The 16,941-nt window shown below is 67.0% G+C and carries 8 protein-coding genes; 7 read left to right on the forward strand and 1 reads right to left on the reverse strand.

The genetic code is table 11. The features are described from left to right. The first annotated feature begins 605 nt into the window (after positions 1 to 605). From ACFWF1_RS10670 to ACFWF1_RS10700, 7 genes are all read left to right on the forward strand, one after another. On the forward strand, positions 606 to 9,068 hold the full coding sequence (locus ACFWF1_RS10670; protein ID WP_379281545.1) for an SDR family NAD(P)-dependent oxidoreductase: 8,463 nt from the start codon (positions 606 to 608) through the stop codon (positions 9,066 to 9,068). A gap of 25 nt (positions 9,069 to 9,093) precedes the next feature. Next, complete coding sequence (locus tag ACFWF1_RS10675) at positions 9,094 to 10,662, forward strand: NAD(P)/FAD-dependent oxidoreductase (protein ID WP_379281546.1); 1,569 nt, start codon at positions 9,094 to 9,096, stop codon at positions 10,660 to 10,662. Between the two features lie 108 nt (positions 10,663 to 10,770). Further along, complete coding sequence (locus ACFWF1_RS10680) at positions 10,771 to 12,552, forward strand: long-chain-acyl-CoA synthetase (RefSeq protein WP_379281547.1); 1,782 nt, start codon at positions 10,771 to 10,773, stop codon at positions 12,550 to 12,552. Continuing rightward, positions 12,549 to 13,358, forward strand: a complete 810-nt coding sequence (locus tag ACFWF1_RS10685) for an alpha/beta fold hydrolase (protein ID WP_379281548.1) — start codon at positions 12,549 to 12,551, stop codon at positions 13,356 to 13,358. The genes ACFWF1_RS10680 and ACFWF1_RS10685 overlap by 4 nt, the downstream gene beginning before the upstream one ends. Next, positions 13,355 to 13,831: a PaaI family thioesterase gene (locus tag ACFWF1_RS10690; RefSeq protein WP_379281549.1), complete on the forward strand. Its 477-nt coding sequence runs from the start codon at positions 13,355 to 13,357 to the stop codon at positions 13,829 to 13,831. Before ACFWF1_RS10685 ends, ACFWF1_RS10690 begins: the two co-directional genes overlap by 4 nt. Positions 13,832 to 13,891: 60 nt before the next feature. Continuing rightward, the gene (locus ACFWF1_RS10695; protein ID WP_379281550.1) at positions 13,892 to 15,313 is read left to right on the forward strand and encodes a cation:proton antiporter; all 1,422 of its coding nucleotides are present in this window, start codon (positions 13,892 to 13,894) and stop codon (positions 15,311 to 15,313) included. After that, entirely contained in the window at positions 15,310 to 16,032 is a 723-nt protein-coding gene (locus ACFWF1_RS10700; protein ID WP_379281551.1) for a LuxR C-terminal-related transcriptional regulator, read from the forward strand. The genes ACFWF1_RS10695 and ACFWF1_RS10700 overlap by 4 nt, the downstream gene beginning before the upstream one ends. A 16-nt stretch (positions 16,033 to 16,048) precedes the next feature. On the opposite strand, the gene ACFWF1_RS10705 is transcribed toward ACFWF1_RS10700, so the two are convergent. Beyond that, entirely contained in the window at positions 16,049 to 16,921 is an 873-nt protein-coding gene (locus ACFWF1_RS10705; protein ID WP_379281552.1) for a P1 family peptidase, read from the reverse strand. Positions 16,922 to 16,941 lie beyond the last annotated feature (20 nt).

The following is a 16,941-nucleotide window of genomic DNA, read 5'->3' on the forward strand; positions in this document are numbered from 1 at the left end:
ATCATGCCCTTACCGCACGGTTATTGCCGCGATACGGTCCTCCAGGATGCGCATCGGTAAGGCGTCGATGCACACCAATGCACACCGATGTGTTGACATGAGTGATTGTGGTCGTTAAATTCGGTCCATGAGTGCGGATCTGGGCACTAGGCGTGAAGGGGGCACCGATCATGTGGAAGTTCAGCACGACTCCCGCTGACATGACGTTCGCCCACGCCGACCGGTCCACCCTGCTCATTGCCGAAGACGCACCGCCTGCACGACGTTCGAACGGCTCGGAGCGACCGCCGAGGTCCGTTCGCAGAGCGCCGACAGCGGTGTCGGCTACGGCCTGGCGTTCGAGTTCGCCCGGCCGTCGACCGAAAGTCATTCGGCTGGCGATCATCTCATCTCGACGGTCATGTTCCTCGAGGGGGGAACATGACCGCCTGCATTGAACAACAGCCTGCTCGATATCGCCTCGCTGACGGGAAAGATGCCGCGATCGCGCGCATCGCCACGCCGCGCGCGAATGGTCGATACGGATCCTGATCGCCGCGGCGGCAACAACTGAGACGTTGCCGGCGTGGTCGATAGATGTGTGTTTACAAGACGAAGGTAATGCGATGGATTCTGTGCACAGCTCCTCGATCGAGGCCGAGTCGACCGCCAACGAGGGCATTGCCGTCGTAGGGATCGGCTGCCGGTTCCCGGGACGAGTTTCCGATGTGGCCGATTTCTGGCAACTCCTGCTCGACGAGCGGGACGCGGTGCGGGAGGTCCCGGAGGACCGCTGGTCCGGCGCCGCCTTCTACGACCGCGATGCGGCCCGGCCCGGCCATCTGCGCACGCGGCAGGGCGGATACCTCGACGATGTCTCGTCGTTCGACGCGCAGTTCTTCGGCATCACCCCGCACGAGGCCGCGCGGATCGACCCGCAGCAGCGCCTCTTCCTCGAGACGACCTGGGAAGCGTTGCAGGACGCGGGAATTGTGCCCGAGGACCTCGCGGGCACCAAAACCGCTGTCTACGCGGGTGTTTCGGGTCATGACTACGGCATCATCCAGCTGAACCCGGAGAACCGTTACCTCATCGGCGGTCACACGATGACCGGTGTCACGAATTGCATTGTGGCCAACCGCGTCTCGTACATGCTCGACCTGCGCGGACCGAGCATGATCGTGGACACCGCCTGCTCGTCCTCGTTGATCGCGATCCATCTCGCCTGTCGCAGCATCCGTTCCGGTGAGGCGGAGATGGCACTGGTCGGCGGTGTCAGCACGCTGCTCATCCCCGAGGCGACCATCGGCTTCAGTCAGGGCACCTTCCTGTCGCCGGAAGGTCGCTCGAAGTCGTTCAGCGACAACGGCGATGGCTACATCCGCAGTGAGGGCTCGGGCACCATCGTGCTCAAGAAGCTGTCCGCCGCCGTCGCCGCCGGTGACCGCATCTACGCGGTGATCCGGGGCAGCGCGACGAACTCCGACGGCCGCACCAACGGTATGACCGTGCCGAGCGAGGACGCGCAGGCGCAGATGATCATCGACGCCTGCCGCGACGCCGGCGTCCGTCCGGCCGACATCGGCTTCGTCGAGGCGCACGGCACCGGTACGGCGGTCGGCGACCCGATCGAGGCGCGCGCGCTCGGCAAGGCGCTCGGCATCGGCCGAAATGGCAACGGGCCGTGCATCGTCGGCGCGGTGAAGTCGAACCTTGGCCACCTCGAGTCGGCCGCGGGCATCGCCGGTGTGATCAAGGCCTGCCTCGTGTTGCAAAACGGTGAGATCCCGGCGAACCTGCACGGCGCGGTGCCCAACAAGGAAATCCCGTTCGAGGAATTGGGCCTGCAGCTCGCGCAGACCAGGCAGCCGTGGCCGGGTGACGGGCCACGCCTCGCGGGCGTGAACTCCTTCGGGTTCGGTGGATCCAATGCGCACGTGATCCTGGAGGCCCCGCCCGAGGGCGCGCTGGACGCGGCAAATGCCAACGCGGACAACGCGAAGACAGAGACGGTAGCGGCACACGAACCGGTGCTGTTCACGCTCAGCGCGAAGACCAAGGAGGCGCTGCACGCGTACGCCGACACCTACGCGGAATTCCTGGACGAGCCGGCGGTAGCGGCACTGCCCGCCCTCGCGGCCACCCAGGCGCAGACGCGCGCGCATTACGACCACCGCCTGGCCATGGTGTGCTCCTCGACGGACGAGCTGCGCGACGCACTGCAAGATGTCGCGAAAGGTGCAGCGCCGGAGGCGATTCGCAGCGGCGTGAAGGCGCCCGCCGCGCCGAGTGTGGCGTTCGTGTTCTCGGGTCAGGGCCCGCAGTGGTGGGGCATGGCGCGTGAATTGCTCGCGCAGAACGAGGTTTTCCGGCAGACGGTGCAGCGGGTCGACGGCGAGCTGAGCAAGCATGCCAGCTGGAGCGTGCTCGAGGAACTCGGTCGCGACGAGGCCGACAGCCGCATCGGGGAGACCTTCATCGCCCAGCCCGCGGTGTTCGCGGTGCAGGTCGGTCTGGCCGCGCTGTGGCAGAGCTGGGGCATCGTCCCCGCCGCCGTGGTCGGCCACAGCATCGGTGAGGTCGCCGCCGCGTACGTGTCGGGGGCGTTGTCCTTCGAGGACGCGGTCCGGGTCATCTTCCATCGCAGCCGGGTGCAGCAGCAGGCTTCCGGCAAGGGCAAGATGCTCGCGGTCGGTCTGCCGCTGAGCGAGGTGGAACAGCGGGTCGCCGGGTATCGCGGCCGGGTGTCCATCGCGGCCCTCAACGGCCCGGAATCCATTGCGCTGGCCGGTGATCCGGATGCGCTAGAGGAGATCGAGCGCGAGCTGAGCGCGGAAAAGATCTTCGCCCGGATGCTCCAGGTCAGCGTGGCGTTCCACAGCCACCACATGGATCCGCTGCAGGACGAACTGATCTCGTCGCTGTCCGGCCTCACCTCGGGCCCGGCCACGGTGCCGATGTACTCCACGGTCACCGCGGACATCGTGCCGACCGGTGGGCTCGACGCCGAGTACTGGTGGCACAACGTGCGCGAGCCGGTGAAGTTCGCGCCGACCATCGATCGCCTCATCGAGGATCAGCACCTGGCGTTCATCGAGCTGGGCCCGCACCCCATCCACGGGACCGCCATCGGGGAACTGCTCGACCAGCGGCACGCCGAGGGCATCGCCGTCGCGTCGCTGCACCGCAAGCAGAGCGATCGCGAAACCCTGTTGTCCTCGCTCGCCGCGCTGTACGTGGCCGGGTTCGACCCGTCCTGGGACGCCCTGTTCGCGGGGATCGAGCAGCGGGTGCAGGTGCCGTTCTATCCGTGGCAGCGCGAAACCTATTGGCTGGAAACGCCGTTGGCGCATGATCGGCGCTTCCCGTCGCTGGCCCATCCGCTGGTCGGCGAGGTAGGCCGGGTCGCGGACGAGCCGGGCAAGCATGTCTGGGAACTGGTGCTCGACCCGGCCATCTACCCGTGGCTCGACGACCACCGCGTGCAGGGCCCCATCGTGTTCCCCGGTGCGGCATACCTGGACATGGTGCTCGGCTGTGCGGAAAGCGCGTTCGGTGCGGGTCTGTACTCGCTCGAGGATGTCGAATTCCGCCGCGCGCTCTTCGTTTTCGACGACCGGCCCGCCCCCGTCGTCCAGGTGGTGCTGACCGAGTCGCTGCACTACTCGGTGTACAGCCGTCAGGACGGCGACAAGGACTGGACCCTGCACTCGGTCGGCACCCTGCGCCGCGGCGCCCCCGCCACCGAACTGCCGGTGCCGTTCGCCGAGCTCGACGCGGAATGCCCCGACGAGATCGAACCCGCGCACGTTTTCGCCAAGCTCCGCAACAACGGCCTGATGCTCGGCCCGACGTTCAAGGCGATCACCAAGCTCAACTACGCCGAACTCAAGTCGCTCGGCCGCATCGACACACCGGCCGCCCTGGCGGACGAGGCGCCCCGGCACGCGATCCATCCCGCGGTGCTCGATTCGTGCTTCCAGTCGCTGTCCATCTCGATGGGCAACGACCCGAACAACGACGACAAGACCCTCTACCTGCCGGTCGAGGTCAAGCGGCTCAGCTTCTACGCCAAGGCGACCGGCCGGGTGTACTGCTACGGGCGCGCCCAGGTCACCGACGATATCGCGTACTGCTACGGCGATCTATGGATCGTCAACGAAGACGGCACCCTGGTGGCCGAGCTCGAAGGCTTCAAGGGCAAGTCCATCACGCAGAGCACCGAGGACGGCGACGCACTGCTGCAGTGGCTCTACGAGTTCCGCTGGCACGAGTCGCCGGTGCGCACGAAGACGCGCATCCCGGCCGACACCTTCCCGTCGGTCGCCGCCCTCGACACGGCTGTCGAGCCGCTGGTCGACGAGCTGCGGCACTGGTCGGTCAACCGCGAGTACCACGCGGTGACCGAAGCGGAGATGAACGAGCTCTGCGTCGCGTACATGACCGAGGCCTTCTACAAGCTCGGCATGCAGTTCGCGGTGGGCCGAAGCTTTACCGTCGACGAGATCGCGGCCGAGATGGGGGTGGCCGACAAGCACCTCCGATACCTCGCTCGCGTGCTGGAACTGCTTTCGCAGCACGGGGTTGTCGAGCCGGCCGGTGACGCATGGCGGCTGCTGGTGGTGCCGGAGCGGGTCGACACGGTCGCGGCTCTCGCGGAGTTGCGGACGCGGCGTCCCGACGAATGCGTGCCCGAGCTCGCCGTGCTGGAACGGTGCGGCACGAAACTGGACGCGGTGCTGCGCGATGACGTCAATCCCATCGAGCTGATCTTCCCCGAGGACGAATTCCAGTCGGTCGCCGACCTTTACGGTCCCTCGTTCTCGTTCGGCAAGGCCAACCGCATCGTCAGCAAGGTCGTCGCGGAGATCGTGCGCGAGCTGCCTGCCGATCGTCCGGTGCGGGTGCTGGAGATCGGCGCGGGCACCGGCGGCACCACCCCGTACGTCCTGTCCGAATTGCCTGCTGACCGTGCGGAATACGTGTACTCCGACATCACGCAGCTGTTCCTCGGCAAGGCGCGCCATCGGTTCAGCGAATACAACTTCATCGACTACCGAGTCCTCGACATCGAGCACGACATCGAGGGCCAGGGCTTCGATCCGCACTACTACGACATCGTGGTGGCCTCGAATGTCGTGCACGCCACGGCAAGTCTGAGCCACACCCTCGGCAACGTGCAGCGCCTGCTGACCTCGCAGGGTCTGCTGCTGGTGGTCGAGGCGACGGTGCCACCGCACTGGGTCGACCTGACCTTCGGCATGACCGAGGGCTGGTGGGCGTTCAGCGATCACGAGCTGCGGCCCGACTACCCGCTGATGCGGGAGGCGACCTGGCGCGAGTTCCTGCCCACCGTCGGCTTCGAGGGCGTCCAGATCTTCTCCGATATGGCGACACCGGAGGAGACCGGCAACTCGGTGATCCTGGCGCGGACGCAGGCCATCGATCTCGCGCCGTTCCAGCCGCGCGTCGAGCCGGCGCCCTGGGTGGTGCTGGCCGACGCGGACGGTGTCGGCGAACGCTATGCCGCGCTGCTCGGCGAGGCCGGTGCGTCCGGCGTAATCGTCACTCGCGGTGACGATTACGAGCAGATCGACGGCCGCACCTATCGGGTGCGCTCGAACAGCAGCGCCGATCTCCAGCGCGTGCTGGAGCAGGTGCGGGAGTACGCCGGTGACGTGGCCGGTGTGCTTCATCTGTGGAACCTGGACTTCGCCGAGGCCGAGCTGACCACCGCGGCGCTGCCCGCGGTGGAGAGCGAGGGCGCCTACAGCGTGATCGCGCTGGCCCAGGCGGTCGAGGAACTGGACTGGGTGCAGGCGCCGCGGCTGTGGATCGGGACGTCGGGGGCGCAGGTCCTCGAGCGGACGGAACACATTGCGCTGAGCCAGGTTCCGAGCTGGGGCATCCTGCGGGTGCTGTTGAGCGAGCACAGCAGCCTGCGGGCGAAGATCTTCGACTTCGATCCGACCGCGCCCACCGAGCAGCGCGCAACCCAGCTGTTCGATGAGCTGTTGCACGTTGATGCGGCCGACGAGGAGGTCGCGTTCCGCGCGGACACGCGATACATCGACCGCCTCGAGCATGTCTCGCTCACCGAGTTCGAGGACTCGGTCGCGATCCCGGCCCGGGTGTCGGACGAGACCCCGTTCGCGTTGGCGGTGCCCGCCGAGTCGGGCGTCGAGCAGCTGCGCTACGAACGGCAGGAGCTGCCGGTCCTCGGCAGCGGTCAGGTCGCCATTCGGCCGCTGGCCACCGGCCTGAACTTCCGCGACATCATGCTCACGCTCGGATTGCTTTCGGAGGGCGCGACTTTCGGCGGCTTCTACGAGAGCAACCTCGGCGTGGAATGCGCGGGCACCATCACCCAGGTCGGACCCGATGTGGACGGTCTCGCACCCGGCGATCGCGTCGTCGCGTTCGCTCGCGGCTGCTTCGGCAACCTGGTGGTCGCCGATGCCAGCCGGGTCTACGCGGCGCCGTCGAACCTGTCGGACGCCGAGGCGGCCACGCTGCCGATGGCCTACCTGACCGCGTGGTACGCGCTGGTGGAAGTGGGCAGGCTGCGGCCGAGCGACCGGGTGCTCGTGCACGCGGCGGCCGGCGGCGTCGGCCTCGCCGCGGTGCACATCGCGCACTCGTTCGGTGCGACGGTCATCGCGACCGCCGGTAGCGACGAGAAGCGGGACTACCTGCGCTCGCTGGGCATCGCGGACGTCTTCGACTCCCGTTCGCTCGACTTCGCCCAGGAGATCAGGCAGCGCTTCGACGGCGTCGACGTGGTGCTCAATTCCCTGCAGGGCGAGACGATTCCGAAGAGCCTCGAGCTGCTCCGCCCGCGCGGCCGCTTCCTCGAGATCGGCAAGAAGGACATCTACGACAACTACAAACTGGGCCTGAAGCCGTTCGGCAACAACCTCAGCTACTCCGCGATCGACATCGACCGGATGCTGAAGGAAGACCCGGCGCTGTGCCGCGAGTCGATGACCAAGGTGCTCGACGCGGTCGTCGCGGGCACGCTGCCCGCGCTGCCGCACACCGACTTCGATGCCACCGAGGTGGCCTCGGCGTTCCGGTACATGGTCACCGCCAAGCAGATCGGCAAGATCGTCGTCGAGTACCAGCCCGACACCGAGCTGCTGGTCCACCCGACCTCGAGCGGCGAGGAGCCGGTCGACGCGGACGGCACCTACCTGATCACCGGCGGCTACACCGGCTTCGGCCTGCGCACCGCCGAGTGGCTGGTCGAAAAGGGCGCCCGCACAGTGGTGTTGGTCGGTCGCCGCGGCCAGATCGACGAGGAGAACGAGGAGCCCATCGAGGCGATGCGGGCCCTCGGCGTCAACGTGGTGCTCGAAAAGGCCGACGTGTCCATCGAGGCCGAGGTGGTCGGCCTGCTGGAACGGATCGCGGAACTGCCGCCGCTGCGTGGGATCTACCACGCGGCAATGGTTTTGACCGACGGCCCGCTGGCGGGCATGACCGAGGCGGACTTCCTGCGCACGGTGCAACCCAAGGTCGACGGTGCCTGGCACCTGCACAACCACACCCGGGACGCCGATCTCGACGCGTTCGTCATGTTCTCGTCGATGAGCTGGAACGTCGGCACCCCCGGCCAGGCCAATTACGCTGCGGCCAACGGGTTCCTGGAGGCGCTCGCCACGCACCGGCATGAACTCGGACTGCCTGCCCTGACCATCAACTGGGGCGCCATGGCCGAAGTCGGGTTCGTGGCACGCAACAAGCTCGACACCTTGGCCCGGCTGGGCTGGACACCGATCTCGCCGGACCACGCGCTGGACTTCATCGGTCGCTGCCTGGCCCAAGGTGTCACCAGCACCAGCGTTTTCGGTGTCAACTGGGCGAAGATGAACCAGGTCATGCCGATCATCCGCAGTTCGCCACGGCTCGCTCACCTTGCGCTGGCCGACAGCGTCGGGTCCGCCAGCACCGGCGGCACCGAGGGGCTGCGCGCCGAACTCCTCGAACTCGAGGAGGGTTTGCGCCAGCCGCGACTGGTCGAGGCCCTGTCGCAGCAGATCTCGCGGATCTTCGACATGCCGATCGACCGTCTCGCGCACGACGTCGCGCTGACCGACCTCGGCATGGACTCGCTCATGGCAGGCCAGATCCGTAACTCGCTGGCCAAGCATCTCGACATCGACTTCCCGACCATGGGTCTGATGCGCGGGCCGACGCTCGTCGAACTCGCCACCGAGGTGCTCGCACAGGTCTTCGGCGAGGCTAACGGCGTGCTGCCCGCATCGTCGGAAAACGCAGGGCCGCAACGCTGGATCCATACCGTGAAGGGCCGGTCCAGCACGGCGTCGCTGCGCGTGTTCGCGATGCCGTTCGTCGGTGGCGGCGCCTCGGTCTTCACGCCGTGGCCGAACTACCTGCCGGACACGGTCGAGGTCGTCGGCATCCAGTACCCGGGGCGCGAGGATCGCGTCAACGAGGTGCCGATCGACTCCATGCCCGACTTCATCGCGGAACTGGCCGATGCGATGCTGCCGCACCTGGATCGGACCTTCGCGATCTACGGGCACAGCATGGGCAGCCTGCTGGCCTACGAGCTCACCAAGTACCTCGAGCAGAACTACGCCGAGATCCCGCTCAAGCTGATCATCGGCGGCTGGCCCTCGCCGGCGCTGGTCGAGAGCTACGTGCGCAACCTCAAGCACATTCGCGACGGGTTCGACATGGATCGCGAAACCGACAGCAGGGTGCTCGAGGTGTTGCGCGACAACGACCTGCTTGCGATACCAGTAGCAGACGAGGCCTCGGTCAAACCGATGATGCCCGCGGTGCGAGCGGATCTGAAGATGTTGGGCGACTACCGGTTCGAACACGGTGTCGTGCTGCGGGCGCCGATCACGGTGCTGCGCGGCGCCGAGGACCCGCTGTTCGAGGTCGACCAGCTGCAGGGCTGGGAGAAGCTGACCAGCGGCCGGTTCGAGCTCACCACCGTTCCCGGTGGCCACCTGTTCATCCAGAACCCGAGTGCACAGGTGATGCGGACAATCGCCGACGAGCTGTCCGCCGAGGACCAATTCCCCAGCTTCACCAGCCTGATGGATGGGCACTGAGCAGCAGCTCGAACGGAGAAAAGCAATGAAACCGATCGAACGTTACGACGTGGTGGTCTGCGGCGGCGGCCTGGCGGGGTTGACCCTGTCGCGCCAGCTCAAGCGGAGCATGCCGGACCTCACCGTGCTGGTGCTGGAACGGACCGGCGGCGACATCCCGGACGGCGCGTACAAGGTGGGGGAGGCGACGGTCGAAGGCGGCGCGCACTACTTCACCGAGCAGCTCGGCCTCACCGGATATTTCAACAAGCAGCACCTGCACAAGCTCGGGCTGCGCCTGTTCTTCGGCGACCAGCACGGCCCGTTCGAAGCACGGCCCGAGATCGGTGCGCGGCGGTTCGCCCGGGTGCCCTCGTATCAGATCGACCGCGGCATCTTCGAGCGCGATCTGCGCCACGGCGCCAAGGATCTCGGCATCGATCTGATCGAGCAGGCCAAGGTCATCGACATCGAGTTGTCGGAGGATGACGACGATCATGTCGTCACCTACGAGATCGCCGGCGTCGGCGAGCGCTCGGTCCGTACCCGTTTCGTCGCCGACGCCTCGGGGCGCGGCAAGCTGATCCAGCGCAAGCTCGGCCTCGGCACGCCGAGCCCGCACAAGATCAACGCGGCCTGGTGGCGCCTCAAGGGTGAGTACGACGTGGAGAAGATGGCGCAGCCGACCAGCCCGACCTGGATGCCGAAGACCCAAGAGCGCCGGTGGTTTTCGACCAATCACCTGATGGGTACCGGGTATTGGGTGTGGATGATTCCGCTGTCCTCCGGGAACACCAGCATCGGCATCGTGACCGACGAGCGGATCCACCCGTTCAAGACGTACTCGACGGAAACCAAAGCGCGGCAATGGATCGCCGAGCACGAGCCGACGCTGGCGAAGTTCACCGAGAACGCCGAGCTGCTCGACTTCCTGGTGCTGCGCAACGCGAGTTACGGCTCTACCCAAGCCTTCTCGCACAATCGGTGGGCGTGCGTCGGGGAGGCGGCGGTCTTCCTCGACGCGTTCTACAGCCCCGGTTCGGACTACATCGCGTACACGAACACCATGACGACGCGGATGATCGAACTCGACCGCAAGGGCCGCCTGACCCCCGATGTCGCGCAGTCGTACAACCGGCTGCTGCTCGAGGATCTGTGGCCGAACTACCTGCAGATGTACCACGACAACTACCAGATCTTCGGGCACGCACCGGCCATGTTCACCAAGGTCATGTGGGATACCTCGTTCTACTGGGCGTTGCCGTCGCAGATGCTGTTCCGCGGCCTGCTCACCAGCCCGGACGCGGCCGAGGAGTTCCATCCCATCGCGTCGCGGTTCTTCGGCATCCAGTCGCGGATGCAGGCGAACCTGCGGGCCTTCGCGGCGCAGGCGCCGCAACCGGACAAGTACCTGTTCGTTGAGTACAGCAAGGTGCCGATCTGTGCGCAGCTGCACCTGGATCTGCTCACCGACAAGACCGCCGCGCAGACCTTCCGGGACATGCGGCGCAATGTCGATCGCTTGGAATCCTGGGCGAACTCGTTCGAGCAGGAGATCGCCGCGCGGGTCGACCTGCCCCGGCGGGAACAGGCCGAGGCGGCACTGCAGGCGTAGGACCGACAGCACGAGGAGGTGGATCTTGACCAATTCGCGGGAAACGTACTTTGCCGCCATGACGGCAGAGTCCGTCGAGGGTGGCGAAATTATCGGAGGGCGCTTAGCGTGTCGCTGATCCACCGCATCCAGTCGTACGGAACCCTCGCCCGGGGCCTGCTCGAAGGCACCGGGTCCAACCGAACGCTGGCCCTCGAGCTCGAGCGCAGAAGCGTGCGGCAGGCGGACCATCCGTTCCTGCTCTATGAGGATCAGCAGTTCGACTACGCGCAGGCCAATCGCATTGTCAACCGGATCGCCCACGCCTACCGGGCCGCGGGCGTCCGCAAAGGCGACGTGCTCGCCCTGCTCATGGAGAACCGGCCGGAGTTCGTCTGGCACTATCTGGCGGCCGGAAAGCTCGGTGTCGTAACGGCTTTGGTCAATACGCGGGCCCGTGGTGACGGGCTCGCGCACGCTCTGTCGGTGTGCGGGGCGAACCAGATGACCGTCGGGTCGGAGTGCCTGCCCGCGTTCCTGGCCGTGCGCGACCGGGTGCCGGAGGAACTGCTGCGACGGTGCCGGGTGGACGAGGACCGCAAGGTGCCCGCCGGTGACGCGGCGGGTCTGCTGCGATTCGTGCAGAGCCCGACGTCCACCGATCCGCCCGAAACCGCCGAGCACGCTCTCGGCGACACCGGCGCCTACATATTCACCAGCGGAACGACCGGGCTGCCCAAGGCCGCCGTGATGAGCTACCAGCGGTTGACCACCGTCGGGCGGGTCACCGGCGCGCTGGCCTGGCGGCTCGAACCGTCGGACGTCATCTACAACTGCCTGCCGCTGTTCCACACCAACGCGCTGGTGATCGCCCTGTCCAGCGTGCTCGCCCACGGTGCCACGCTGGCGCTCGGCCGGCGCTTCTCGGCAGGCACGTTCTGGCACGACATGCACCGCTTCGAGGCGACGGGCTGCAACTACATCGGCGAGATGTGCCGGTACCTGGTCAACACCCCGCCCGACGACCGCGACCGCGGGCATCGGGTGCGGGTGATGGTCGGCCAGGGGCTGCAGGCCGACGTCTGGACGACGCTGCAGGCGCGGTTCGCGATACCGCGGATCGTCGAGATGTACGCGTCCACCGAGGGCAATATCGCCACCATCAACCTGTCCGGCGAGGTCGGCTCGGTCGGCAAGCTGCGCCTCGGCGGCAAGCTGGCGAAATGGGACTTCGAGCGCGACGATTTCGTGCGCGAGAACGGTCGGCTGGTGGAGAGCAGGCCCGGCGAAACCGGGGTGCTGCTCGGGCCCATCCGGAAGAAGACGCCGTTCGGCGGCTACCGGGACGAGCGGGCCACCCGCGCGAAGGTCGTCACCAACGCCTTCCGCGACGGCGACGCGCTGTACAACACTGGAGATGTGTTCCGCGTGGACGCCAAGAAGAATCTGTTCTTCATGGATCGGCTGGGCGATACCTTCCGCTACAAGGGCGAGAACGTGTCGACCACCGAGGTGCAGGAGCAGCTGGTGCGCTGGCCCGGCATCGACTCGGCCAGCGTGTACGGCGTGCCGATTCCGGGCCGCGAAGGCCGGGCCGGGATGGCGGCCGTCGTGCTCGCCGACGGCGCTCGATTCGACGGCGACGCGCTCGCCGCGCATCTCGACGCGGCGTTACCGCCTTACGCACGACCGGTTTTCGTGCGAGTCCGGCCCACGCTGGAAACAACAGCGACACTGAAACTGTCCAAGTTGGCGCTGCAGCGCGAGGGTTTTGCGCCGCGGGAAGGGGAGCCCATCTATGTGCGCGACGCAGGGGACCGCACCTACCAGGAGCTGACGCCGGAGCGTTACGAAGCCATCGTTCGGGCCGAGGAGAGAGCAATGACTCTGGAAGGAACCGAGAGGCTATGACTTTAGAAGGAACGTTCGACCCGGTCGGCTCGCCGTCCACGGAGCCGCTGGCCATTCGGAAATCGGGTACCGGACCTCCCGTCGTGCTGGTGCACGGCGGGATGCCCGCGCCGATGACCTGGGCGGCGCAGCGGGATCTCGAGGCGAATTGGTCGCTGATCGTGCCGAATCGACGTGGCTTCTCCCCGAGCCCCGCCGCGCCGTGGCAGGACTTCCTCGCCGACGCCGACGACCTGACAGCGCTCATCGAGGAGATCCCGGGCGGCGTGCACCTCATCGGCTTCTCCTACGGCGGCCTCGGCGCGATCATCGCGGCCGAGCGACTACCGCACCTGGTTCGGTCGCTGACGCTGATCGAGGCGCCGCTGTGGAACGCCGCCGAAGAGGACGAAGTCGTGCGTGAGCTGGCGGAACTGTCCGATCGATACGCCGAGAGCACCGATGACGCGGAGGCCGAGAAGGAATTCTTCGCGGTGGCCGGCGTCGATCCGAAGATGCTCGACGACGTGGGCGACGACGTACGCGAGGCGCTCGATATGGGGCGCAAGCTGCGTTCGCCGCGCGAGGCCAAGCCTCGATTCGAAACCATCACCGAGGCCGGCGTGCCGACGCTGGTGTTCTCGGGAGATCACCACCCCGCGCTCGAGCGGGTGTGCGATGCCATCGCCGCGCGCCTGGACGCGCAGCGGGCCCATTTGCCCGGAGCGGGGCATGCCGTCCAGCATGCGCCGGGGTTCAACACGATGTTGGAAACATTTCTGACAGCCGCGGAACAGAGTCGCAGCAATGGAGGAGCCACTAAATGAGCGATGAAGCCACGATTCACGGACACGACAAGGTCCTCGAATACACCATCGAGCTCTTTCGCAGCTTTACCCCGCCCGGCGTAACTCTCCAGCTTCCGCCGCCGTCGGCGAAAGACATGGATATGCAATTCGAAGAGTATGTGCCGGGAAAGTCGTTGACCGCGACGGCGGTGGCACCGCCGCAGTACGCGAATGCGGTCGGCCTGGTGCAGGGTGGCTTCATCTCCGCGATGTTCGACAACCTCGTCGGCCCGCTCAGCTACCTCACGGCCCGCGGTCCGGCCACCACCCTGGAACTGACCACGCATTTCATGCGGCAGACCTTTCCGGGGCAGCGGCTGCGGTTGATCGCCACCGTGCGTAAAGCCGGACGAACGGCCATCTACATCGACGCGGACGCGTACACCGAGGACAACAAGCTGGTCGCGACGGCGAGGTCGACCGTGCAAGTGCTAGCCGTGCCGACCCCGTAGCCGAGTGTCCACCATCGCTACGGCGAAGGTGGACACCTCTTTTGACATCAGAGGTTTTCGATGCCCTCATTACTCGAAGTCGCAACGCATTTCTTTTTGCAGGTCGCGATCATTCTCGTGACCTGCCGCCTGCTGTGGCCGGTGTTCCGGCGGCTCGGGCAGGTTCAGGTGGTGGCGATCATGGCCGCCGGCTTCGTCTTGGGGCCATCGGTGCTGGGTGCGGTGTGGCCTGCCGCGCAGGAGTGGCTCTTTCCGACGACGCTCAAAGTGGGCACGGCGACAATCACCCACCCGAATCTCACCACCATTTATGTCGTAGGTCAGCTCGGCTTGGTGCTGTACATGTTCCTGGTCGGCGCCTCGTTCAAGCTGGAGATTCTCCGGACGCATCTCGGCAAGGCAGGCGCTACCTCGTTCGCCGGTATCGGGGTTCCCCTGGTACTGGGTGGAGCGGTGGGCTGGTGGATGGTCGCCCAAGGTGGCTACTTCACCGACAAAGTGGGCAGCGTGCAGGGCGCGTTGTTCGTCGCCTCGGCGGTCGCCATCACCGCGTTTCCGATGCTGGCCTGGATCATTCACGCCTCGGGTCTTCTGAACACTCGACTCGGCACCATGTCGCTATCGTGCGCGGCCTTCGACGACGCCTGCGCCTGGGTGCTGCTGGCGACGGTCGTGGCCACCACCAAGGACAGCATGTCCGGTGCTTTCCTCGCGATCGGTGGCGGCCTGGGTTATCTGATCTTCATGACCGTCATCGCGCGGCGCTTCCTGGTGCGGCTGAATACCTGGAAGCCGCGGGACGGTGACGGGGAGCGCACCGGTGGTCTGCCGGTGACGCCGTTGGTGATCGTGCTGCTCGTGGTGTTGCTCGGCAGCTGGTTCACCGACTACGTCGGGATCTATTCGGTGTTCGGTGCTTTCGTGGCAGGTTGCGTGATGCCGCGCGGGCAGTTCCTCGACACCATCCGTGATCGCTTCGAACCGCTGGTCGCCTACCTGCTGCTGCCGGGTTTCTTCATCTACTCCGGACTCAATACCAAGCTCAGCCTGATCTTCGAGCCGAAGGTGCTTGCGGTCGCGGCCGTCGTGATGGTCGTGTCCTTCGCGGGCAAGTTCGGTGCCATCGGACTCACGGCGCGGTGGCAGGGGATGAGCTGGCGCGAAGCCGGTGCGATGGGCTCGCTCGCCAACGCACGCGGATTGATGGAGCTGATCCTGCTCAACATCGGCCTCACCGCGGGGCTGATCACCGGCCAGCTCTACACGATCCTCGCGTTGATGGCGATCGTCACGACGTTCGTGGCCACCCCGGTGATGCGGCTGTTCGAACGCAGCGGCTGGAAGAACGGCATCGTCTTCGGTCCCTCCGGCGAGGAACGCGCGCCCGAACTGGACGAAGCCGGGCCTGGTGGCGAAGAACCCCGCACGCGCGAGAAGGTGCTCGGACGTTCGCGCGTCGATGTGGCCGATGGTCCGCCATGACAGTCGGCTTCGGATCGGATCAGGTGAACCAGCTGCACAACGGCCGCCGGCGACGGGTCGGGTTGCGCACTGTCGGTGTGGTCCAGCCGAGGACCCTGCTCGTCGCCTCCGACTTGCCTTTCGCCCGAACGGATTTCGAGGATGCGGTGACGGCCTCGGGCAGTTTCGCGCTCGCCGGGACCTGCACCTGGCGTGAGGTGGTCGATCGGACCGTGCGCTGGCATCCCGACGTGGTGGTCCTCGACGCCTCGGTGACCCGGCTGGCCGGGCTGGCCGAGACGGTGGACCGGCTGCGCGCGGTGGAGCACGCCCCGATGATCACGCTGCTGGTGGAAGACGGTGCCGCCAAGGCGGATATCGATCGGGTCGACGCGGTGGTGGCGATGGACCGCGGCGTGGTCGCGGTGCTGGAGGTGCTCGAGGTGCTCGCCTCGGGCGCGGTATTGGCGATGGCACCGCGCGCGGGCCGGGTACACGCCGGAGTGACGATGGATTATGAGGTGCGGCAACGGCTTTCGACGCTGACCAAGCGAGAACGGGAGATCCTGCGGCTGGTCGTCGACGGACTGTCCAACCGGGAGGTCGGCTCCCGGTTGTTCATCAGCCCGGAGACGGTGAAGGAATACGTCAGTCGCATTCTCGCGAAACTGAAGGTGGCCAGCCGGATCGAGGCCGCGGTGGTCGCCGTCCGGGCGGAGTTCGACGATGGCGCCTGGTAGCCGATCGGTGCGATCGCTACCGGGGCGCCGCCGCGACCGAGCGGATGGCCTCGGTCACCGCCGCGAGCGCCATCAGCCGCACCAGGTCGACCTCGGCCTCGACGGATCCCGTTGCCGCGGTGATGAATCCGTCGCCGTCGAAGCGGCCGTGCGGCGGCGTGAGGGCCCGCGACAAGCCGTCGTGCGCGCCCTGCGCGACGATGTGGCAGCCGACCTTGTCCAGCCGGGCGTTGGTGATCACCGTGCCGATCGTGGTGTGCATCCGCGCCGAGGTGTTGACCAGGTCCAGCTGGGTGACCGAGTCGAGCACGATCTCGGTGGTGCCGTCGTCGATATCGCCGAACGCGTTGACCACGCACAGCGCGCCGACAACGAGCTCGTGCCACCGTCGTTCGATGTAGGCGAGGCCGCCGGGCCTGCGCGCGGCGGGACCGCGCCAGTGTCCGGTGTACGCGCCGGTGCCCGCTCCGATGCGTCCGGCGAGCAGCTGCTCGCCGGCGGCGGCGTGGGCCGCCGCATAGCCGCGCTCGGCGGTCGGCCGGGCCTTCGGGTCGCCCGCACTCAGATCGAACAGGGCCAGCGCGGGCACGATCGGCACGTTGCCGCCGGGAGTGGGCACGCCCCGGCCGGTTTCCTCGAGGTAGCGCATGACGCCGTCGGCCGCGGCGAGACCGAACGCCGAGCCGCCGGTCAGGACGACCGCGTCGATACAGGGGACCGTCTTGTCCGGGGCCAGCGCGTCCAGTTCCCGGCTGGCCGGCGCACCGCCGCGCACCTCGCAGGACGCGACCGTGCCCGGCGGGAAAATGACGACCGTACAGCCGGTTTCGCCGAGCGGGTCGGTCCAGTGGCCGACCCGCACGTCCGGAATGCCCATCGTCTCAGTCATACCCACCCCAGCCATCTCGG

The organism is Nocardia sp. NPDC060255, assembly GCF_042727395.1.
Taxonomy (GTDB): Bacteria; Actinomycetota; Actinomycetes; order Mycobacteriales; family Mycobacteriaceae; genus Nocardia.